The organism is Photobacterium proteolyticum (assembly GCF_001939735.1).
GTDB classification, from domain to species: Bacteria; Pseudomonadota; Gammaproteobacteria; order Enterobacterales; family Vibrionaceae; genus Photobacterium; species Photobacterium proteolyticum.
The window spans coordinates 1-21,540 of sequence record NZ_MJIL01000047.1 but is presented as its reverse complement, the minus strand read 5'-3'; the positions used below and the strand labels follow the sequence as shown (position 1 = coordinate 21,540).

Below are 21,540 nucleotides of genomic sequence, written 5' to 3'. Positions count from 1 at the left end.
ATAATTAGTTCGATATTGATAAACATTATCATTACATTTTGCATTAAGGGATGGATTAATGAAAAAGCTGTTGGCATCGGCGATTCTGCTTGGCTTGGCTGCTCCTCAGGTAGCAACTGCTGCTGAAGAAGTGAATGTATACTCTTATCGTCAGCCTTTCCTGGTTGAGCCTATGTTTAACGAATTCACAAAAGAAACCGGCATTAAGGTTAACGTGAAATTCGCGAAAAAAGGCTTGGCAGAGAAGCTGCAGCAAGAGGGCGAATACAGCCCTGCCGATATGATTCTGACAACTGATATCAGCCGTCTGGTTGAGCTGGCAAACAAACAATTGGTTCAGCCTGTTGATAGCAAAGTAATTGAGCAAAACGTACCGGCTCAATACCGTGATAGCGAAGATGAGTGGTTTGCGCTGACACTGCGTTCACGTAACGTGTATTCTTCTCGAGACCGTGTTGGCCGTCTGCCGGCAGACTTTGACTATGCCGATCTGGCGAAACCTGAGTGGAAAGGCAAAATTTGTACCCGCTCTGGTAAGCACCCATATAACGTTTCTCTGGTTTCTTCGATGATTGCCAATCATGGTGAAGCAGAAGCGAAAGAGTGGCTGGAAGGTGTTAAAGCCAACCTTGCCCGTAAACCTCAGGGTAATGACCGTGCGCAGGTTAAGGCTGTCAAAGAAGGTCTGTGTGATCTGGCTATCGGCAACAGCTACTACCTAGGCAAGATGGTTAACGACGAGAAGCAGAAGGCATGGGCTGAAGCGGTTTACATCAACTTCCCTGGCCAGAAAGCAGACGGTACACACGTTAACGTTAGCGGCATGGCAATGGCCAAGTACGCGCCTAACAAGGATAACGCGCAGAAGCTGATGGAATTTTTGACTGGTGATAAAGCCCAGCAGATGTACGCTGAAGTGAACTATGAGTACCCGGTTAAAGACGGTGTTAAGCGCTCTGAGCTGGTTGCATCTTGGGGTGACTTCCAGGCTGACGATCTATCGCTTGAAAAAGTGGCAGACTACCACAGCACAGCAATCAAACTGTTAGATGAAGTGAAGTTTGATCTGTAAGTTGTTACATAAAAATGGGGCGAGATGCCCCATTTTTGCTTAAGCCCTAGTATCTTTTCCAATAACTTATGGTAGCTTCACTATCCCGAAAAAAAGTAGGGACTTTTGTGTGGTTCTATTGCAGCATCGGGTTGTAGCGACGCCATAAATTTATTGCAAAGGATACTAAGTAGTAAGCAATGAAAGAAAAATATATGTTTTGGCGGACCAGCGGCTGGGGGTTATCCCTACTGCTGGTTTTGCCTATTCTGGCGATTTTCTATACCGCGATAGGTGAGTCGGACGAAGTCTTCTCCCACTTGATGGGCACCGTCATGGCGACCTACACCAGCAATACGTTCTGGCTGGTGTCAGGCACAGTGCTGCTGGCACTGCTGTTTGGCCTGCCTGCGGCCTGGATCATGGCGATGTGTCGCCTTCCCGGTGAGAAAATATTGCAGTGGGCGCTGGTCCTGCCTCTGGCTATGCCGGGCTATATCATTGGTTATATCTATACGGACTGGTTTGACTATGCCGGGCCGATCCAAATTTTCCTGCGTGATGTGTTTGGCTGGCAGAGTATCCATGACTACTGGTTCCCGGATATCCGCTCTCTCGGTGGTGCCAGCATGGTACTGGCGCTCGTTCTCTACCCCTATATCTACCTTCTGGCGCGCGCGGCCTTTATGGAGCAGAGTGTCAGCTTGCTTCAGTCTGCCCGTTTGCTGCGCTGTTCTCCCTGGGACAGCTTCCGCCGGATTTCCCTGCCGCTGGCCCGTCCGTCGATTGCCGTCGGTATGTCGCTGGTGGCGATGGAGACCCTGGGCGATTTCGGTACCGTCAGCTATTTTGCTGTGAATACCCTGACAACGGCGGTGTATGATACTTGGTTGGGCTATTCCAACCTCAATGCGGCAGCGAAAATTTCAGCTATTATGTTGATGGTCATTTTTTTGCTGATCAGTGCCGAGCGCTTTAGTCGGCGTAAGCAGAAACTGTTTCAGCAAGAATTCGAGCACGGCGATGATGTTCGCTACAGCCTGACCGGAGCGAAGAAATGGCTGGCCCTTGGCTGGTGCTGGGGACTGGTGGGTTGTGCCTTTGTGATGCCGTTGCTGCAGCTTGGCTACTATGCCTGGCATTATTTTGCCGAGAGCTGGACGACCGAGTTTCAGCAGTACAGCATCAACAGCCTTGTGGTGTCGCTGGCTGCGGCCCTGTTTGCCGTGATGCTGGCACTGATTGTGAATTTCTACCATCGCCTGGATGGTCGCAGGTCGACCCTGGTGCCGATCCGCGCATCATCGCTCGGTTATGCCGTGCCGGGGACTGTATTGGCGATTGGGGTAATGATCCCGCTGACCAGTGCCGACCACCTGCTGAATGACTTTGCTATCAGCTTTGGTCTTGGCCGTCCGGGGCTTGTGTTCTCAGGGACGATGATCGCGATTATCTTTGCCTTTGTCGTTCGCTTCGCCGCGGTGGCAATCGGCAGTATCGAGAGCAGCCTGGCCAAGGTGCCGCCGTCACTGGATATGGCGTCAAAAACCATGGGCTATGCCTCGACCCAGATGTTGCGCCGGGTTCACCTGCCGCTGATCCGCCGGGGCTGCCTGATAGCAGGGTTGTTAGTCTTTATCGAGTCGATGAAAGAGCTTAATGCCGCCTTGCTGCTGCGGCCGTTTAATTTTGAAACCCTGGCAACCTATGTATTTAACTTCGCGTCAGACGAGCAGTTAGAACTTGCTGCCCTGCCGGCGATTTTATTGGTAATTGTTGGCCTGATCCCGCTGGTCATGGTTAACCGTTCTTTGGAGCAGAAACACTGATGAGCCATGCATTATCCGTCCAAAACCTGACCTGTACCTACAACGGCCAGGCGGTATTACAGAACCTCTCTCTGCCAGTCAAAGACAATGAAATCGTCTGTCTGCTGGGAGCCAGTGGCTGCGGTAAGACGACTTTGCTCAAGGCCATTGCCGGCCTGTTGCCGCTGGAGAGTGGTGATATTTATATCAACGGCCGTACGATTGCCGATCAGCACACATGGCTGCCGCCGGAAAAGCGCAATATCGGGATGATTTTTCAGGACTATGCGTTGTTTCCCCATTTGACGGTGGCTGAAAATATCGCTTTTGGCCTGCGTGACTGGGACAAGGCTCGTATCGCTGCCAAAGTGAAGGAAATGCTTGAGCTGGTCCACCTTACCGGCCTGGATGGCCGTTATCCTCATCAGCTGTCGGGTGGACAGCAGCAGCGGGTTGCGATTGCCCGTGCTCTGGCCTGCGAGCCCGACCTGATCCTGCTTGATGAGCCATTTTCCAATATTGATACTCAGGTTCGTCACGGGCTGATCAAAGAGATCCGTCGTATCTTCAAGGCTCAGGGAGTAACGGCTATTTTCGTGACCCATAGCCGGGAAGAGGCGTTTGCCTTTGCCGATCGACTGGCTGTCATGAACCATGGTGTTATTGAACAGTTCGGTTGTGCCACGGATCTGTATTATCACCCGAGCAGCCGTTTTGTGGCTGAGTTTCTCGGCTCGGGGTCGTATCTTCCGGCCACTGTTAAGAATGACAACCAGCTGTTTACTCCGTTCGGCGAGATCGGTATGAAAACCGAACAGCCGTATGGTCAGGAGACCAGTGTGGAATGGCTACTGCGTCCCCAAAACCTGAAGGTGAGACAGGCGCAGGATGGACAGGGAGTGATCACCGAGCAGCTGTTCATGGGGGATAACTGCCGCTATACCGTTGATTTTCAGGGACACACATTAGTGGTGAATTCGCATTTGATCTTGCAGGTGGGTGATCGTGTCAAAGTGGAAGTCGAGCCCCACGAGCCGGTGGTTTTCGCGACTGCCTGCTAATAGCCGGCTTACCTGTTCGGTATAGCAAGCAAGGCCAGCGGAATGCTGGCCTTGTTGATCAAAAATCAGGATTTGCCGGTTCTTACGTTGCCATTTACTTCGCCAATAGCGCTGAAATGTAGGTGGCAGCCTGCTCGCGCATTTTGTCCTGATCCGGGTTGATGTTGGCTTGTAGGTAGAGGACATAGCAGATCCCGTGTAGTTGCCAGGCAAGCTCGTCTGGAGACTGCTGGGTATTCAGCTCTTGATGTTCAACTCCCTGGGCAAACATCTCTGCGAGGCGATCATGGCTTTGTTTGTTGTCGCCGATAAACTGCGGCCAGATTTCATCTCGAACAGAGGTGCTCCACTCGAACCATACTTTGATCCAGTCTTGCTGTTCGATGACCGCATCGATAAGGTGGTCGGTAATGCAAGTCAGCCGTGGGTAGAGCGGCTTGCTCTGGCTGCCCAGACATTCGGTGATCAGCTGACTGAAGCGGTTTTCCACCTGAGTCAGGACTTGCTCAACCAGCGCTTCCCGGGTCGGGAAATAGTTAAATACGGTCGCTACGGATACATTGGCCATTTCAGCAATGTCGGCATGGCCTGCTCGGCCGATGCCTCGCCGGGCAAAAACCTCTAAGGCAAAATCAAGCAACTGTTGTTTTCGTTTTTCTGGAGAAAGACGTGTTCTGGTCTTTTTGACGATCGTATCCATTTCGTTTATTCCCTAGCCTTGATTATTTATTTAAGTTATATATTTGTTTTACATAATAACTTTACAATAGCAGTCAGTTGCATTCAAACTGGTTTTGTTCAAGTTGTGTCATATAATTGACAGCTTCGATAAAATAACTATTGTTCGGCAGGAATGTTAGAATAGAGATCCGTTGTGATAGTTAGCCTGCAGGCGGCTTATGCAGTCGTCCTGATGGAGAAAAAGATGAAGCATACAGTTGAAGTAATGATTTCTGAGCAGGATGTTCAGGCCCGCGTCAAAGAGCTGGGACAGCAAATAACCGAGTGTTACAAGGATTCCGAGAACCTTGTGATGGTCGGCTTACTACGAGGCTCTTTCGTGTTTATGGCTGATTTGGCGCGTGCGATTGAGCTTCCTCATGAAGTCGACTTCATGACTGCATCAAGTTATGGCAATACCATGGAAAGTAATCGTGACGTCCGTATCCTGAAGGATTTGGATGACGATATCCAGGGCAAAGACGTGTTGCTGGTCGAAGATATCATCGATACCGGCAACACTCTGAATAAAGTCTGCGAGATTTTATCGCTACGTGAACCAAACTCCATCCGCATCTGTACGCTGCTTGACAAGCCCGAGCGCCGTGAAGTGAAGGTGGATGTCGAGTGGGTCGGCTTTGAGATCCCGGATGAGTTTGTTGTCGGTGTAGGCATTGACTATGCCCAGAAATACCGTCACCTGCCTTTCATTGGTAAAGTGGTTCCACAGGAAGACTAAGCTGAAGAACCGGCTTTGTCACCCTAATAGCAAAAGCGACCGTGAGGTCGCTTTTTTGTTGCAATGTATAGCGCTATACAGCTGCGCTTAGGCTTTGACTGGGAGAATGGCTTCCATTGCTGTCTGATAGGCTTCTTCCAGGCCTTCGCGGCTGGTGGCTGCAACGCCCAGATCGCGAAGCACACCGTCGCCGATACCATAGACCCAGCCATGGATTTTTATTTTCTGGCCCCGCTCCCATGCCTGCTGCATGATAGTAGAGTTGCCGAGGTTATAAACCTGGGTCGCGACATTGATTTCACAAAGCTTGTCGCTCCACTCTTCGCGAGGCAGGACACCAAGCTCCGGACGGTACTTCAGGTAAAGGTCGCGGATATGCAGCAGCCAGTTGTTGATGAGGCCCAGTTGCGGGTTATCAATCGCCGCTGTAACGCCGCCACAGCCGTAGTGGCCACAGACGATGATATGCCTTACCTTGAGCACGTCAACAGCGTACTGGACGACTGAGAGGCAATTTAAGTCGGTATGGATAACCTGGTTGGCAACGTTTCGGTGTACGAACAACTCTCCCGAGTCCAGGCCGGTCAGACGTTCGGCGGGTACACGGCTGTCAGCACAGCCTATCCATAGGTATTCAGGTTTCTGAGCTTTTGCAAGATGGGAAAAGAACTCGGGCTTTTCTTCCTTAATATTCTCTGACCAAGAGAGATTATTTGCGAATAGCTGTTTAATATCTGCCATGATGATGCCTTTGTTTGATACATTCGTTATACCAATTCACATAAGTGTCAGTCCTGTTTGCGCAGAGGCTGAAAGTTATGTAAACCGGCCCCACTATACACAAGCTGGTCAATTAGCAAATCGGATTAGTTATCCGTTGATGAAAATTTCTAACATAAAGATTGCATTTTATGAACGCATTGGAAATAAAAAATGTAAGTAAAAATTACAAGGGTGGCGTTAAGGCTTTGAAAAATATGAGCCTTTCTGTTGAGGAAGGGGACTTCTTTGCTTTGCTCGGTCCGAATGGAGCCGGCAAGTCTACCACCATTGGAATCATTAGTTCGTTAGTTAACAAGACCTCTGGCTCGGTGAATGTCTTTGGCTATGATTTGGACACCCAGCTGGTAGAAGCCAAAAACCAGCTTGGACTGGTCCCGCAGGAATTTAATTTTAACCAGTTTGAAACTGTTGAGCAGATCGTGGTGAACCAGGCCGGTTACTATGGGGTCGAGAAAGGGGGGGCCAGAGAGCGGGCGAAGAAGTACCTGACCCAGCTGGATTTATGGGAAAAGCGCAATGAGGTGTCCCGTAACCTGTCGGGCGGGATGAAGCGCCGCCTGATGATTGCCAGGGCGTTGATGCATGAGCCCCGGTTGCTGATCCTCGATGAGCCAACGGCTGGGGTCGATATCGAACTGAGACGCTCGATGTGGGACTTTCTGCGTGAGATCAACCGTCAGGGTGTCACGATTATCCTGACGACTCACTACCTCGAGGAGGCCGAAATGCTTTGTCGTAATATCGGTATCATCAATCGAGGTATGCTGATTGAGAATACCAGTATGAAAGAGCTGCTGGGCAAGCTGGAAGTGGAGACCTTTATTCTTGATATCAAGCTGAACGGGAAGCGGCCGGTGCTTGACGATGTGATGTGGAAGATGCCGGACAATCATACCCTGGAAATCGACATTCCCAAGGGGACAGGGCTTAATACTGTGTTTAATCAGCTGACCAGCCAGGGGGTCGAGGTGCTCTCGATGCGAAACAAAGCCAACCGCCTAGAGGAGCTGTTTGTCAATTTGGTCGCCGCCGAAAAAAGGGAGCAGGCATGAGACATCAATTTTGGATTGCTTTCAAAAGCTTGATCAACAAAGAAATTAACCGCTTCGCCCGGATCTGGGTACAGACCCTGGTGCCGCCGGCAATTACCATGACCCTGTATTTCATTATCTTTGGCAGCCTGATCGGTAGCCGGATTGGCGAGATGGGCGGTTTTACCTATATGGAATACATCGTGCCGGGTTTGATCATGATGTCGGTGATCACCAACTCGTATTCCAATGTGGCGTCGTCGTTTTTCAGTGCCAAGCTGCAGCATAATATCGAGGAGTTGCTCGTGGCACCGGTGCCGAGCTATATCATCATTGCCGGTTATGTTGGTGGTGGTGTGCTACGCGGACTGGCTGTCGGCTTTATCGTTTCGGTCGTCTCGCTGTTATTTGTGGATTTGAATATTGCCCACTTTGGCGTGATTGTGGCGACGGTCGTGATGACCTCGATTGTGTTTGCGCTGGGTGGGCTGATCAATGCCGTGTATGCCAAGACGTTTGATGACATCAGTATTATTCCGACCTTCGTACTGACGCCGCTGACTTACCTTGGCGGGGTCTTCTATTCGCTGAGCCTGCTGCCTGAGTTCTGGCAGGGGGTCTCCAAGCTCAATCCGATCGTGTATATGGTGAATGCGTTCCGGTATGGTTTCCTCGGGGTGTCGGATGTCGGTATCGGAACATCCTTTGCAGTACTCGGGGTGTTCATTGCCGCGCTGTACGGGTTCGTCTATTACCTGATCTCGCGCGGGATTGGCTTGCGTTCGTAGTCATATCGGCGTGTCTTTACGCTAAATTGTCTGCAAAGCCCAGTTTGTTGCTGGGCTTTTTTTGTGTGTTTGCTCTAACAAAAAGGCCCGGCATCATTGATGCCGGGCCTTGTACATATCTGCTCTGGGGATTATTCAGAAGTCTGTTGCGGTGCAGCCAGATCAACCACCTGGTTGTCGATCAGGCGTGCCTTGCCCAGGATAGCCGACATCAGGATCACTGCCTGCTGGGTCTCTTCGCCGATCAGCTGGAGGCTGACAGCATCGCGGATATAGATTTCGTCCGGCTGCAGGCCGGCAGCACGCAGCTGGTCGCTGGCGTCGACAACGATTTCGGCATAGTCGGTACGTCCGCCACGCATCTGGCTGTTGATCCAGCGCATGGTGCGTGCCAGTACAGGTGCGCGCTGGCGTTCGTCGACAGTGAGGTAACCGTTGCGCGAGCTCATAGCCAGACCGTCCATTTCGCGGACTGTCGGAACACCGATGATTTCGATATCCATGGCCATGTCGATAACCATCTGGCGGATAAGCGCCAGCTGCTGGTAGTCTTTCTCGCCAAAGCATGCGACGTCCGGCTGGACAATGTTAAACAGCTTGGTAACCACGGTAGAAACGCCACGGAAGTGGTTAGGGCGCAATGCTCCCTCAAGCATTGTCGATAGCTCAGGTACATCGACAAACGTCTGGCGATCCAGACCTTTCGGGTACATGACATCCGGCGTCGGCGTAAAGACCATATCGACGGCTTCGCCATTTAGTTTGGCGAGATCATCTTCCAGCGTGCGCGGGTAGTTGGCCAGATCATCGGCTTTGTCGAACTGCATCGGATTGACAAAGATGCTGACAACAACCACATCAGCGTGCTCACGGGCTTTGCGAACCAGCGTAAGGTGACCTTCATGAAGATTGCCCATGGTTGGAACAAAAGCGATACGGCGGCCTTCTCGGCGCCATACTCGAACTTGTTCGCGAATCGGGGCGATCTCAGCGAATGTTTGCATTTTTATTCCTTACTCAAAGGTATGTTCTGGGCCCGGGAAAACACCGGCCTCGACATCTTCTAGGTATTTGGTGACTGCCGTGCGCATCTCGCCGGTTTCAGCCAGATAGTTCTTTGAGAAACGTGGCATGTAGTTAGCTGAGATCCCGAACATATCGTGCATGACCAGGATCTGGCCGTCGGTGACATTACCGGCACCGATACCAATAACAGGTACCTCGACGGCCTTGGTTATGCGCTCGGCCAGGCTGGCTGGTACGCACTCGAGTAAAATGATCTGGGCACCAGCGTTTTTCAACAGGATAGCATCTTTCACCATCTGCTCAGCGTGGTCAGAGTCACGTCCCTGAACTTTATAGCCACCAAAAATATTGACTGACTGAGGGGTTAGCCCCAGATGAGCACAAACCGGCACGGCACGCTCGGTTAGCTTGGAGACGGTTTCGGCCAGCCAGGCTCCGCCTTCCAGCTTGACCATATTGGCACCGGCTCGCATCAGCTCGGCAGCGCTTTCACAGGCCTGCTCTGGGGTGCCGTAGCTCATAAATGGCATATCGGCCATCAGCAGCGCATTCGGGCTGCCAGCGCGGACACAGCGCGTGTGGTAGGCAATATCCTGGACACTGACCGGCAGGGTATCGGGTTTGCCTTGAAGGACCATCCCCAGCGAGTCGCCAACCAGCATGACCGGGACTTCCTGTTGCTCAAACAGCTGAGCAAAGCTTGCGTCATAGGCTGTGACAGACGCAAATTTACGACCTTCCTGCTTCCATTTCATCAGGTCGTTGATAGTAATTTTCTTCATAATTTTATCTCCCTAAAACAATGCCTTAAGCATGCCAGATGGCGAGGCCATTGCGTTCTACCTGACGAAGCAGCGTCTGGAGGGCTGTCTGATCAGGCAGGATTAAATCAGGGGCAATTTCTGCCAGCGGATAAAGTACAAACTCACGTACCTTCATCCCGTAGTGCGGAACGGTCAGCCGTTCACAGTTATGTACCAGATCGCCGTACAGGATAATGTCGAGATCCAGTGTTCTCGGTCCCCAGCGCTCGGCCTTGCGAACCCGGCCATGCTCAAGCTCAATAGCCTGAGTGCGATCCAGCAGGTCAAGCGGGGGAAGGGTGGTATCAATCGCCACCACCGCATTGATGTAGTCGGGCTGATCCTGGGGTCCCATCGGGGTACTGCTGTATAGCGATGATTCTGCAACCACCTGGATTTCAGGAACCTCTTTCAGGGCGGCAATGGCTTTTTTAGCCTGGGTGACGGGATCACCCAGGTTACTGCCGATTGCTATATAGGCTCGGATCATGACGATGACTTCACTTGCGGCTTTTTACGACGCTGAGGGCGGCGGCGGCGAGGACGGCGCTGGCCACCCTCGTCGTTGATTTTTTGTACCATCTTACTGCGTCGGTTGCGGTCGGCGGACTGGAATTCGTTCCACCAGCTGGCCAGCTCGGCAATGTCGGCGCTCTCGAAGTTGCCGCGCATTTCCAGAAAATCGTATGCAGCCCTGAATTTAGGATGTTCCAGCATCTTGAAGGCACGCTTGCCGCTGCGACGGCTAAAGCGCATCTGTTGCTGCCAGATATCGCGAACTGTGGTGGTAAAGCGGCGCGGGATTGCAATCGACTTCACTTGTTCGTCGAGGACATCGTTTGAGGCAACCATAAAGGCATCATAGTACGACAGGCCGCTGGTAATCGAAATTTCCTCGGCCCGGGTCACCATCGGGTACCACAGCATCGCTGCATACATAAAGGCCGGATTGACACGCTTCTCATCGAGGATACGTTTATCGGTCGCAGCAAGAATGTGCTCAATCATTAATTCGGTCTGGCTGCTGTGATCCTCGGTAAAGTGCTCAGACAGCAGCGGGAACAGCTGCTGGAACAGGTTGTACTCGCGGAGCAGCTTATAGGTTGCCAGTCCGTTGCCTGACTGGAGTAGCTTCAGGCTTTCTTCAAACAGACGGGCTGGCGGAATGTCCTGCAATAAGGTGGCAAGTCCGTAAATGGGTTCGGCTGTCTTGCTTTCGATCGTCATATCGAGCTTGGCAGCAAAACGGACTGCACGCAGCATGCGTACCGGATCTTCGCGGTAGCGGGTTTCCGGATCGCCGATCAGGCGAATAATACGGTTCTCCAGATCGTGGACACCGTTGGCATAGTCGCTGACGGAAAAGTCCTTGATGCTGTAGTAAAGGGCATTGATCGTGAAGTCGCGGCGTTCGGCGTCTTCATCGATAGTGCCGTAGACATTGTCGCGCAGCAGCATGCCTTCCTGATTTTGCGAGGCAATTTGCTGTTTGTTCTGGACGCTTGGCTTTGCATCGGCATGGTGGCCACGGAAAGTTGCCACTTCGATAACATCGCGGCCAAACAGAATATGTGCCAGGCGGAAGCGACGGCCGATTAGCCGACAGTTGCGAAAGAGCTTCTTGATCTCTTCCGGTGTGGCGTTGGTTGCGATATCAAAATCTTTCGGCTGTTTGTTTAGTAACAGATCGCGTACGCCGCCACCGACAAGGTAGGCGTCAAAACCGGCCTTATTGAGACGATAAAGTACCTTCAGCGCATTTTCGCTGATATCTTTACGTGAAATACCGTGCTCTTGGCGTTGAAAAATTTGCAAGGTTAGGTCCTCGGTAACGAGAGTACTACTGTCGCGATTCAATACCTTACGGCAAAAGCTGGCTACTCGATTAAAGATAATACACCTCATAAACGTGGATCGGGTTCAACAAACAGCCGCATATCATATATCACGGCGGGCCATTTTAGAATCCTAGTGTGATAGCTGTGGTTTGCGGCAGCCTGTCAACCTGCCAGTGCATGCAGCCCCAGCGGAGTATATCTTCCAGGCTGGAGGCGGCTAAATCAGCAGGCGGCTGCATGCCGAGAAACATCATTGCCCTAATTAAAGCAGGCTTCGGATTGGCCTTGTCGATTGCCGGGGCATGGTTCTGCTTCGATAGCTTATTGCCGTTGTCGGTGACAGCCAGCGGTAGGTGCAGATAGCTGACTTCCGGCAGTCCTAACTGACGATACAGGCCAATTTGTCTGCCCGTCGGCTCAATCAGATCTGCGCCGCGAACGACTTCGGTGACGCCTTGTTCGATGTCATCCAGAACGACGGCGAGGTTGTAGGCATACAGTCCGTCACGGCGGTGGATAATGAAATCCTCCCGGGCCAGGGACTGCGGGATCTCAATGTGGCCGTGCAGCACATCATTAAAAAAGGTAACAGGTGTATTAACTTTAAGTCGAACGGCGCTGTTATTGGCGCTGCAGTTCAGTTCGCGGCAGGTTCCGGGATAAAATCCACCGGCAAGTTTGATTTGTTTACGGGTACATTGGCAATAGTAGGCTTCTCGGCTGTGGAGCCAGGCATCAATCTGGGCCTGGTAGGCGTCATGGCGCTGGCTCTGATACATGATGCTGCCGTCCCAGGTCAGCCCATAGGCTTCCAGCGTATGTAAGATATCGTCCGCGGCACCGGGCATTTCCCTGGGCGGATCGAGATCTTCCATGCGAACTAGCCAGGTGCCCTGCCGGGATCTGGCCTGCAGGTAGCTGCCGAGGGCAGCGACAAGGGAGCCAAAGTGCAAGGGGCCTGACGGAGAGGGCGCAAAGCGGCCGATATAATGGCTTTTTGTACTCATAAACAAATCATAAAAAATGAAAGAGGGAGCTGCTGCTCCCCCTTAAAACAGTTGATGTATAATACCGAAGTATTAGCCTGCCATCTGCTTTTCTTTGATTTCTGCAAGCGTTTTACAGTCGATACATAGTTCGGCTGTCGGGCGGGCTTCAAGGCGGCGGATGCCGATCTCGATACCGCAAGAGTCACAGAAGCCAAAGTCATCGTCTTCGATGCGCTGAAGCGTTTTTTCGATCTTCTTGATCAGTTTACGTTCGCGGTCACGGTTACGAAGCTCCAGGCTGAATTCTTCTTCCTGTGCAGCACGATCAACAGGATCAGGGAAGTTTGCCGCTTCATCCTGCATGTGGTTAACGGTGCGATCAACTTCTTCACGAAGCTGGTTACGCCAAGCATCAAGAATTTTACGGAAGTGCTCTAGCTGAGCTTCACCCATGTATTCTTCGCCGGCTTTTTCCTGATATGGCTCTACCCCAGCAATAGCCAGGATGCCTAGCGATTTTTTAACGTTGCTCTCTGGCATATAGCATCTCCTAATATACCTAATAACCGTCACTGGTTAATTTTGGGCGGTATCTATAGCAGAAAGGGGTATGTGTGGCAATTGCTGCATATATTCAATTTTATACCAATGTGAAGAAAGCATCATTTTTCACAATTGTTGATGAAATTTTATACAGTTGTTTAAATGGAGTTCATCCTGGTTCAATACCGCTTTGTAACAGATGATCTCAACGCCTGCCCGTTCTGCCTGTTGAATTAATTTATGATAGTCCGGGTCTATATGGTGTGCCGCGGATACATTTTCAATCCCTGAATGTAAAATAGCGAAAAAAAGTACGGCTCTGTCTCCGTTCTTAGCTACCTCCATCAGCTCCCGCAGGTGTTTTTGGCCCCGAGAGGTGACTGCGTCGGGGAAAAAGCCTTGTCCATCCTCCAGCAGGGTAACGCTCTTTACTTCAATATAGCACGGTGGTTTGTCACCGGCAGTCAGCAATATATCTATCCTGCTGTTTTCACAACCATACTTTACTTCAGTGCGGAGTGATGAATAGCCTTGTAATTCTGTGATGACATTCTTGTTTATTGCTTCTTCGGCCAGGCGGTTGGCCCGTGCCGTATTGACGCAAATCCAGTCTCCGTCAAGGGTGTGAGTAAGCTCCCAGCTGTTGGGGTATTTACGCTTCGGGTTATCTGATGTGGAGTACCACACCGTACTTCCTGGCTCGGCACAGCCGGTCATCGCACCGGTATTGGCACAGTGAATGGTGCGTACTTCGCCGTCTGGGAATTCAATATCAGCGAGGAAGCGTTTATAGCGTCTGATTAATTTAGCAGCCTGTAGCGGTGGGTCAAATTTCATTCAAGATCCTGGTTGTCCGGTTGGGTTGGGGTCAGCGGCCACTGGCGAAGACACCTATATCGGACGCCGGAGCCACGGGCTGTGTTGACCTGCTCTGAAATATACAGCCCGAAGTGCTGAAAATAAAAGCTGAAATCCACATTTTCCGGCATCGGGTCAGGTCGCTGTCGGACCTGTTTTTTGAGAGTGATGTGCGGTTTATAGCTGCGTTCTTCCTGTTCTAGCCCGGTTTGTATAGCCGCTTCTTTCAAATCGGAGGCCAGCTGCGCCAGCGGGGCCGGGATGATATTGCCCCCTAGCCATATCATTCGGTTTCGCTTGCGGTACTTCAGCACGGAGGCATGGAAGGTAAACGAAGGAACAGTGATTGCGCTGGTTAAATCCATGAGGTGTGCTTTCTGTTGTTCGTCGACAAGCCCGAGAAAGGCCAGGGTCAGGTGGAGGTTGCTGTCCGGCACCCGACGGCCTTCGCCGGGCAAGGCTTGGGCCAGTTGGCAAAGCTGATGAAAGGCGGGTTGATTGCCCGGAGAGTCCAGTGCCAGGGCAAAGAAAAGGCGCTCTTGCTTATGATCGTTCATCGATAGTGGCCCCATAGATACCTATTTTCACCCTAGTGAGCTCGCAGGAGAAGGAGATGGCGGATAATTGTTCAGTTTGCCAAATGACTTTCTTGTACAATAGCTTTCAGCATAGTTTGAATATGACACAAGGTTTTCACATTGTCACAGCTGCCTATCGATACCGTTTTATCTCCGTTGCTTGATCAGCTCACGTCTTGCTCTCAGCTTATTTTGAAGGCACCGCCCGGGGCGGGTAAGTCGACCCGGCTACCCTTGGTGATTTTGCAGCAGGGCGGGATTGAGGGGCGGATCGTTATGCTGGAGCCGCGTCGTTTGGCGGCGCGCAATATTGCCGGTTATCTGGCTTCGCAGCTGGGGGAAAGTGTCGGACAGACCGTTGGCCTGAGAGTGCGGGGCGAGACTCGGGTCAGTGCGGCTACCCGGCTGGAGATTGTGACTGAAGGTGTGATGACCCGAATGCTACAACAGGATCCCGAGCTTGAGGGGATCGGGCTGCTGATTTTTGATGAATTCCACGAGCGAAGTATCCATGCCGATACGTCACTGGCACTGGCACTGGAGGTGCAGGAGGCCTTACGTGACGATCTCAAGTTGCTGGTGATGTCAGCGACGCTTGATGCCGAGGCGCTTACCTCCTTGCTACCCGATGCTGCATATATAGAATCCGAAGGGCGCTGCTTTCCGGTGGAGCACAGATACAAAACGGTCGCAGATAGCCAGCAGGTTGTCGACAGCGCCGCGCGGGAAGTGGTTCAGCTGCTCAATGGCGAGCAGGGCTCTATTTTGGTCTTTTTGCCGGGTGCTGGCGAGATCAAGCGCCTGGCAACATTGCTTGAAGAGAAAGTGGGGAGTGAGGTCGAGGTTTGTCCGCTCTACGGACAGCTGACGACAGCCCAGCAACAGCAGGCGATCACCCCGGCCCCGAAAGGCAAGCGCAAGGTGGTGCTGGCGACCAATATCGCCGAGACCAGTTTGACTATCGAAGGGATCCGTATCGTTGTTGACAGCGGGCTGGAACGGATCGCGCAGTGGGATCCCAGGACCGGGATCAGCCGGCTGGAGCTAGTCCGTATTGCCCGCTCGTCTGCCGAGCAGCGCGCCGGTCGTGCCGGACGTCTTGAACCGGGGATCTGCCTGCGCCTTTATAGTGAAGAGCTGCTGGTTAGGCAACCTGCTACGCCGCAGCCCGAGATCCTGCGGGCCGACCTGACCACGTTGGCGATGGAGCTGGCCCTGTGGGGCTGTATGGAGGCCGGGGAACTGCATTGGTTGGATATACCTCCTGATCAGGCGCTTCGTCAGTCTCGAGGCCTGTTACAAAGCCTGGGGGCGCTGGATGCCGATAACAAGCTCACTGCCAGGGGCAAGCAAATTCAGCAGTTGGGCGCCGATCCCCGTCATGCCGCGATATTGATGATGGCCAAGAGTCAGAGTATGTCGGCGATGACGACTGCCGCGATGCTGGTGGCGCTGCTGGAAGAGCCGCCACGGGGTATGAATAACCCGGATCTGCATTTTCAGCTCAACTTGCTGGAAGGCGGCAAGCTCCCGCGAAGCAGGCAGTATATGCAGCGTGCGAGGCATCATCTGAGTAAATTAACGACCACGGCAGCGGCAAGTTTACAGGTGGATGCCGAATGGGTTGCTCCCTTGATGGCGGCGGGGTTCCCAGACCGTATAGCGCTGTCGCGCGGCAAGGACGGACGCTATCAGCTAGCCAATGGTCAGGGAGCGATGTTGTTGCCTGACGAGCCGATGGCGGATGAAGCCATGCTGGTGGTGGCTGATGTCGTCAAGACTCGACAGGGTGACAGCCGTATCTTCTCGGCGATTGCGGCAGATGCCGACCAGCTGCAACAGTTACTTCCACAGTTGTTCGATGAGCGTGAATGGTTGGATTGGGATGACAAAAAAGGACGTTTGAGTGCCGAGAAGCATTTGTGCTGCGGCCAGCTGATCCTGAAGCGCAGCCCGATGGCCGAGCCGGATCCGGCCAAGGCCAGCGAAGCCCTGCTCAATGCGATTATACGCAAGGGGGTGGGGGTACTGCCGTGGAATAAACGCGCGGAGAGTTTGCTCAACCGTGCTCGCTGTGCGGCCGAGTGGCTGCCTGAGCTGAATCTGCCAGCTATGGATGAGGAGAGCTTGCTTGCCGATGCCGAGCAGTGGCTGCTGCCGTTCATGAATGGTATAAAAACGCTTAAAGCGATTGATAGAATTGACCTGGTGGCGGCATTGGAAGCCCGTCTTGGCTGGGAGCAGGCGAAAGCATTGGACTCGATACTGCCCACGCATTACCAGGTGCCGACAGGATCGCGTTATCCGATCCGTTATCAGTTGGGTCATAAACCGGTACTGGCGGTACGAATGCAGGAAATGTTCGGAGAAAAATCCTCACCACTGATTGCCAACGGGAAGGTTGCTGTGGTGTTGGAGCTGCTTTCCCCGGCGCAGCGACCATTGCAGATCACCCAGGATTTGTCCGCTTTCTGGCAAGGTTCCTACCGGGATGTACAGAAAGAGATGAAAGGGCGTTATCCCAAGCATGTGTGGCCGGATGATCCGGCAAACCATGCACCAACGAAGAAAACCAAGAAGTATATGTAATTGTATTGTCAGCTGCCGCGAACTGCGTGATGGCTGACAGAAGCCTTTTGATCCCTGTGCTCAGACAATAGCCATACAGGGATTGGATTTCGGGAATGATGAACCGCATGAAGATCAAGTTGCCAGTTCGCCTTGCAGCGCCAGCCCCAAAGAAGCCGGGAGGCAAAAAGCCTGTGGCGAAGAAGCCTGCAGAGAAGAAAACCGGTACCCGGCGCAAGACAGCGGCCAAAGCCCCCGCTAAAAAAAGCCCGGCCAAACCTCGCCGTAGCCGGAAAAAGACCACCAAGAAGCAATCCCGGTTACCGCGTTGGCTGAAATGGCTGATAGGGTTCGGGGTCAAAGTTGCTATTGCGGTGGTGGCTGTGCTGCTGGTGGTCGGGATTTACCTGGATAATGTGGTACGGGATAAGTTTGATGGCCAGTTGTGGAACCTGCCGGCTGTTGTCTACGGGCGGGTTCTGACGTTGCAGCCAGAGCAGGCAATGACCCTGCAGGAAGTTCGCAGGGAGCTAGATCTGTTGCAGTACCACAAAGTCAAAACGCCGCAGCGGATCGGTGAGTATTCGTCATCGTCTACCCGTATTGAGCTTATCCGTCGGCCTTTTGAGTTCGAGGATGGCCACGAGGGCAAGCGGCATGTGATGCTGACTTTTGCCGACGGAACGTTGAGCAGGATCCACGAAGTTGGCAGCAAGCGTCAGCTGGGCTATCTGCGTATCGAGCCGAAAATGCTGGGAATGCTGGGGGCAAATGAAGGCGAGCAGCGAATCTTCCTGCCACGTGAGCGCTTCCCGGAAGTGCTGGTCGATGCGTTGCTGGTGACCGAAGATCGTGATTTTTATCATCACGACGGTGTTTCTCCGCTGGCGATTGTACGTGCGCTATTGGTGAACCTGAAAGCCGGCAGGACAGTACAGGGGGGAAGTACCCTGACACAGCAGCTGGCAAAAAATATTTTCCTTTCCCGCGAGCGTACCTTGCTGCGGAAACTGAGTGAGGCCTACATCGCCCTGATCATCGACTATCGTTACAGCAAAGATCGGGTTCTCGAAGCCTACCTCAATGAAATCTACCTTGGTCAGAACGGAGGCAAAGAGGTACACGGTTTTGCCCTGGGGGCACGACTGTACTTTGGCCGACCGCTGCAGGAGCTGCGTATCGATCAGCAGGCGTTGCTGGTCGGGCTGGCAAAGGGCCCGTCCTATTACAACCCGTGGCGCAATCCTGAGCGTGCCCGCCAGCGCCGGGATTTGATCCTGAGGCTGATGATGGACAACGGCATTTTGGACGGTGACCAATACGAGCAGGCCGCATCCCGTCCGCTGGATGTGCAGAGCCGTCCGATGATTGCCAGTCGCCAGCCAGCGTATTTCCAGCAGTTGCAGCGAGAGCTGAAGCAGAAAGTCGGTGATAACTTTACCCCGGGTGTGGGCCTGAGAGTGTTCAGTACCCTAGATCCGCTATCGCAGCAAGAAGCCGAAAAAGCGGTGATGGCGATGGTGCCGAAATTAAACAAGAAGGCTGGAGTAAAAGTCGAGACGGCCATCGTTGCCGTTGACCGCCGAAGCGGAGAGGTCCGTGCGATGGTCGGGGGCAGTCGTCCGGGCTATGCCGGATTCAACAGGGCGCTGGACGGAAGCCGTCAGATAGGCTCTCTGGTGAAACCTGCCGTGTATCTGGCAGCCCTGCGCAAGCCGGGGCAGTACTCGTTGGCGACGACGATTGATGACAAGCCCATCATGCTGAAGGGAAGCCGGGGAACCGCCTGGAAGCCGAGGAACTATGATCGCAAGTTCCGGGGCGAGGTACCGCTATATTATGCACTGGCGAAATCGCTGAATGTGCCGACCGTGAACCTGGGGCTGCAAGTCGGCCTCGACCCGGTGATCGATACCATGGTGCAGCTCGGTGTCGACCGCAATGAGATCCCTAAATTGCCGTCGATTTTGCTCGGAGCCTTTACCCTGACGCCGTTTGAGGTCACCCAGATGTACCAGACGGTGACAAGCGGTGGACGCAAGGCGGAGCTAACCGCACTGCGAGCCGTCGTTGACCAGCAGGGCAGCATGCTTTACCAGAATTACCCTAAAGCAGCTCAGGCGGTACCGGAACAGGCGGCGTGGCTGACGACCTACGGGATGAAGAATGTGGTTAGCCAGGGGACTGCGCGCTTTCTGCAGCCGACCTTCGGCTGGGCGGCACTGGCAGGGAAAACCGGTACAACCGACAAGACCCGGGATAGCTGGTATGTCGGGGCCGATGGCCGTGAGGTGGTAACTGTCTGGGTCGGGAGGGATGATAACAAGCCCGTCAACCTGACCGGTTCGGCCGGGGCCCTGCGCCTGTATAATGACTATCTCAAGCGTCGTCAGCCGGAGCCTTTGCGCCTGACCTGGCCCAAGAAGCTGACCACGATGAAATATAACCGCTTGTCCAATGGTACCCTGAGCCAGGACTGTAGCGGTCAGCAGTCCCTGCCTGTGTGGGACCGGGATGGTTCGCTGAAGGCACAATGCAGCGGCAATCAGCCTGCGGCCTGGATTAAAGATATGTTTAGCCTGTAAAGGCCCTGTGGCAGTAGACTTATGCACAGTTGCTCGTCAGAGCAACTGTTAGTCGTTGGGATCGAAGTAGTAAGAGATCCTGATACGCGGATTGAGATAGGTATAGACTTTCTCCGGCAGCTTGCTCGGAGGGATGGCCTGCTCAATGCGCAGATCGCTTTCTTCGAGATCGAGGATAGGTGCTTCGTTGGAAGGCACCGAAGGATCATAGAGCAAGACATTCGGAAACAGCAGGCTTTCCGAGTTGACCGAGATCACCAGTCCCAGCTGCTGATTGGAGAGCTGTACAACGCTACCTGGAGGGTAGACACCCATCAAGCGGATCAGCAGCGCCATAAAGTCGCTGTTGTATTGCTCTTTTTTATTCTTAAACAGGTAGGAGAGGGCGCTGTACGGAATACGCGCCTTGCTCGGATCCTGCGGATGGCACAGGTTGTCATAGGCATTGACTACCGAGACAAGCTGGGCCTTCAAATCAATTTTCTTGGCTGTGAGCTGTTGCGGGTAGCCGCTGCCGTCCAAAAGCTCGTGATGCTGGCTCAAAATGGGCTTGGCGGCCGGAGGGAAGTCCTCTGCAATGTTTGCCAGCTCAAGGCTGTATTTGGTATGCAGCTTAAGGTAATTCTCTTCAGGGGCCGTCAGGGGCGTAGTCTTACGGGTGATAGCCGTCGGCACCTTCAGTTTGCCCATGTCGTGAAACAAAGCCCCCAAGGCTATGGTTTTGATGTCACTGGCCGGCATACCGCTGGACTTGGCCAGCATCATTGACATGATGGCCACATTCAGGGAGTGGAAATAGATATCCTCAGACTCTTTGGCATCGTTCATCAGATGGAGGGCAACGTTGTCGCTTTCCATTAACGCATCAACCATTTCTTCGACCAGACTTTCTGCTTCTCTGATTGCGGTGACAGGGCGGCTTTTAATTTTGCCGACAATCGAGCGTAGCTGAGACATGGAGCGATCAAAGTTCTTCTCGCAGCGTTGCAGCTTTCTTTTGTAGTTTTTTAGTTTTGTGATACGACACTGCTTTTCCTGCCACAGCTTTTCAGCCTGCTTATCCAGAAACTGGCTTTCATCGTCGCTCATTTCTTCGACAGGTGTTTCCGGGTCGAGTGGTTTGTTGTCACTTTTCTCCGGGATCAGGTAGACAAACTTCACCCCGAGATTCTTAATCAGGCGAATTTGCTGGTGATCTTTGATTTTGAAATGGTTCAGTAGAAAAGGATGATCAGTCCATTGCAATGGTAGCTTAATATATAAACCTTCGGTTAAGCGCTCTACTGAGAGTTTTATACTTGCCATTATATTTAGCGCAACCTGTTACTTTTTATGATTTTTTATACCTATGGGGCCGTTCCTTTCAAGCCAGTTAGTGGATATCAGCTGACGGCTGGAAAAATGATTTATAAGAATAATAATGTCAGACAATCAATGAGACTGATAGCACACTGTTTAATTATTAATATTGTAAACTATAACTGCCGAGTGACCCAATATGATACGGAATGTTTATGGCGGGGATTCAGACGAAAAAAAACCTCATCAGAAGATGAGGTTTCAAAAAGTGGTGCCGACTACCGGAGTCGAACTGGTGACCTACTGAGCTAAGTCGGCACATGTGCAGTTATCTCGATAAAGATGAACTACTTATTTTTATTCTTTTCAAGCCGAAGCTTAAATCGAAGTTTGGCTCCCCCTGCGGGACTCGAACCTGCGACATACGGATTAACAGTCCGCCGTTCTACCAACTGAACTAAGGGGGAATTGT

General features: G+C 52.5%; 19 protein-coding genes and 1 tRNA gene. 8 read left to right on the top strand and 12 right to left on the bottom strand.

Going from position 1 to position 21,540, the window contains the following annotated elements:
- Nucleotides 1-58: 58 nt before the first annotated feature.
- From BIT28_RS03895 to BIT28_RS03885, 3 genes are all read left to right on the top strand, one after another.
- On the top strand, nucleotides 59-1,072 hold the full coding sequence (locus BIT28_RS03895) for a Fe(3+) ABC transporter substrate-binding protein (protein ID WP_075762332.1): 1,014 nt from the start codon (nucleotides 59-61) through the stop codon (nucleotides 1,070-1,072).
- A 179-nt stretch (nucleotides 1,073-1,251) separates the two neighbouring features.
- Nucleotides 1,252-2,880, top strand: coding sequence for an ABC transporter permease (locus BIT28_RS03890; protein WP_075762331.1), 1,629 nt, complete (start codon nucleotides 1,252-1,254; stop codon nucleotides 2,878-2,880).
- Nucleotides 2,880-3,920, top strand: a complete 1,041-nt coding sequence (locus BIT28_RS03885) for an ABC transporter ATP-binding protein (RefSeq protein ID WP_075762330.1) — start codon at nucleotides 2,880-2,882, stop codon at nucleotides 3,918-3,920. The genes BIT28_RS03890 and BIT28_RS03885 overlap by 1 nt, the downstream gene beginning before the upstream one ends.
- Before the next feature lie 94 nt (nucleotides 3,921-4,014).
- Here BIT28_RS03885 and BIT28_RS03880 read toward each other — a convergent pair whose 3' ends face one another.
- Complete coding sequence (locus tag BIT28_RS03880; protein ID WP_075762329.1) at nucleotides 4,015-4,620, bottom strand: TetR/AcrR family transcriptional regulator; 606 nt, start codon at nucleotides 4,618-4,620, stop codon at nucleotides 4,015-4,017.
- 225 nt (nucleotides 4,621-4,845) lie between these two features.
- Between BIT28_RS03880 and hpt the strand changes: the two genes are divergently transcribed.
- Entirely contained in the window at nucleotides 4,846-5,379 is a 534-nt protein-coding gene (gene hpt / locus BIT28_RS03875) for a hypoxanthine phosphoribosyltransferase (protein WP_083651726.1), read from the top strand.
- Between the two features lie 87 nt (nucleotides 5,380-5,466).
- Here the strand turns inward: hpt and can are convergent, their stop codons facing one another.
- Entirely contained in the window at nucleotides 5,467-6,120 is a 654-nt protein-coding gene (can, locus tag BIT28_RS03870; RefSeq protein WP_075762328.1) for a carbonate dehydratase, read from the bottom strand.
- 170 nt (nucleotides 6,121-6,290) lie between these two features.
- Here can and BIT28_RS03865 point away from each other — a divergent pair, with 170 nt between their 5' ends.
- Together BIT28_RS03865 and BIT28_RS03860 are read left to right on the top strand one after the other, a co-directional pair.
- Nucleotides 6,291-7,214 (top strand): ABC transporter ATP-binding protein, encoded by a 924-nt coding sequence (locus BIT28_RS03865; RefSeq protein WP_075762327.1) that lies wholly within the window; start codon nucleotides 6,291-6,293, stop codon nucleotides 7,212-7,214.
- Nucleotides 7,211-7,981 carry an ABC transporter permease gene (locus BIT28_RS03860; protein WP_075762326.1) on the top strand — a complete coding sequence of 257 codons (771 nt, stop codon included), beginning with the start codon at nucleotides 7,211-7,213 and terminating at the stop codon, nucleotides 7,979-7,981. The genes BIT28_RS03865 and BIT28_RS03860 overlap by 4 nt, the downstream gene beginning before the upstream one ends.
- Nucleotides 7,982-8,112: 131 nt before the next feature.
- Here BIT28_RS03860 and panC read toward each other — a convergent pair whose 3' ends face one another.
- The 8 genes from panC to thpR all read right to left on the bottom strand — a co-directional run bounded on the left by panC (nucleotide 8,113) and on the right by thpR (nucleotide 14,595).
- On the bottom strand, nucleotides 8,113-8,985 hold the full coding sequence (gene panC, locus BIT28_RS03855; RefSeq protein WP_075762325.1) for a pantoate--beta-alanine ligase: 873 nt from the start codon (nucleotides 8,983-8,985) through the stop codon (nucleotides 8,113-8,115).
- Nucleotides 8,986-8,994: 9 nt separating this feature from the next.
- Entirely contained in the window at nucleotides 8,995-9,789 is a 795-nt protein-coding gene (gene panB / locus BIT28_RS03850; RefSeq protein ID WP_075762324.1) for a 3-methyl-2-oxobutanoate hydroxymethyltransferase, read from the bottom strand.
- A 25-nt stretch (nucleotides 9,790-9,814) separates the two neighbouring features.
- Nucleotides 9,815-10,300 carry a 2-amino-4-hydroxy-6-hydroxymethyldihydropteridine diphosphokinase gene (folK, locus tag BIT28_RS03845; protein ID WP_075762323.1) on the bottom strand — a complete coding sequence of 162 codons (486 nt, stop codon included), beginning with the start codon at nucleotides 10,298-10,300 and terminating at the stop codon, nucleotides 9,815-9,817.
- Nucleotides 10,297-11,715, bottom strand: coding sequence for a polynucleotide adenylyltransferase PcnB (gene pcnB / locus BIT28_RS03840; RefSeq protein WP_075762322.1), 1,419 nt, complete (start codon nucleotides 11,713-11,715; stop codon nucleotides 10,297-10,299). The genes folK and pcnB overlap by 4 nt, the downstream gene beginning before the upstream one ends.
- Before the next feature lie 55 nt (nucleotides 11,716-11,770).
- Nucleotides 11,771-12,655: a tRNA glutamyl-Q(34) synthetase GluQRS gene (gene gluQRS, locus BIT28_RS03835; protein WP_075762321.1), complete on the bottom strand. Its 885-nt coding sequence runs from the start codon at nucleotides 12,653-12,655 to the stop codon at nucleotides 11,771-11,773.
- A 72-nt stretch (nucleotides 12,656-12,727) separates the two neighbouring features.
- Nucleotides 12,728-13,177, bottom strand: a complete 450-nt coding sequence (gene dksA / locus BIT28_RS03830) for an RNA polymerase-binding protein DksA (RefSeq protein WP_075762320.1) — start codon at nucleotides 13,175-13,177, stop codon at nucleotides 12,728-12,730.
- A gap of 129 nt (nucleotides 13,178-13,306) precedes the next feature.
- A complete protein-coding gene (sfsA, locus tag BIT28_RS03825) occupies nucleotides 13,307-14,017 on the bottom strand; it encodes a DNA/RNA nuclease SfsA (RefSeq protein ID WP_075762319.1) in 711 nt (236 codons plus the stop codon).
- Nucleotides 14,014-14,595: an RNA 2',3'-cyclic phosphodiesterase gene (gene thpR, locus BIT28_RS03820; RefSeq protein WP_075762318.1), complete on the bottom strand. Its 582-nt coding sequence runs from the start codon at nucleotides 14,593-14,595 to the stop codon at nucleotides 14,014-14,016. Before thpR ends, sfsA begins: the two co-directional genes overlap by 4 nt.
- A 141-nt stretch (nucleotides 14,596-14,736) precedes the next feature.
- On the opposite strand from thpR, the gene hrpB reads away from it, so the two are divergent.
- Both hrpB and mrcB read left to right on the top strand, forming a co-directional pair.
- Nucleotides 14,737-17,205 (top strand): ATP-dependent helicase HrpB, encoded by a 2,469-nt coding sequence (gene hrpB, locus BIT28_RS03815; RefSeq protein ID WP_075762317.1) that lies wholly within the window; start codon nucleotides 14,737-14,739, stop codon nucleotides 17,203-17,205.
- 98 nt (nucleotides 17,206-17,303) lie between these two features.
- Nucleotides 17,304-19,769: a penicillin-binding protein 1B gene (gene mrcB / locus BIT28_RS03810; RefSeq protein ID WP_083651725.1), complete on the top strand. Its 2,466-nt coding sequence runs from the start codon at nucleotides 17,304-17,306 to the stop codon at nucleotides 19,767-19,769.
- A gap of 48 nt (nucleotides 19,770-19,817) precedes the next feature.
- Here mrcB and BIT28_RS03805 read toward each other — a convergent pair whose 3' ends face one another.
- Both BIT28_RS03805 and BIT28_RS03800 read right to left on the bottom strand, forming a co-directional pair.
- Nucleotides 19,818-21,074 carry a cyclic di-GMP phosphodiesterase gene (locus BIT28_RS03805; protein WP_075762316.1) on the bottom strand — a complete coding sequence of 419 codons (1,257 nt, stop codon included), beginning with the start codon at nucleotides 21,072-21,074 and terminating at the stop codon, nucleotides 19,818-19,820.
- A 385-nt stretch (nucleotides 21,075-21,459) separates the two neighbouring features.
- Nucleotides 21,460-21,535 (bottom strand) — tRNA-Asn (locus BIT28_RS03800).
- Nucleotides 21,536-21,540: the final 5 nt, after the last annotated feature.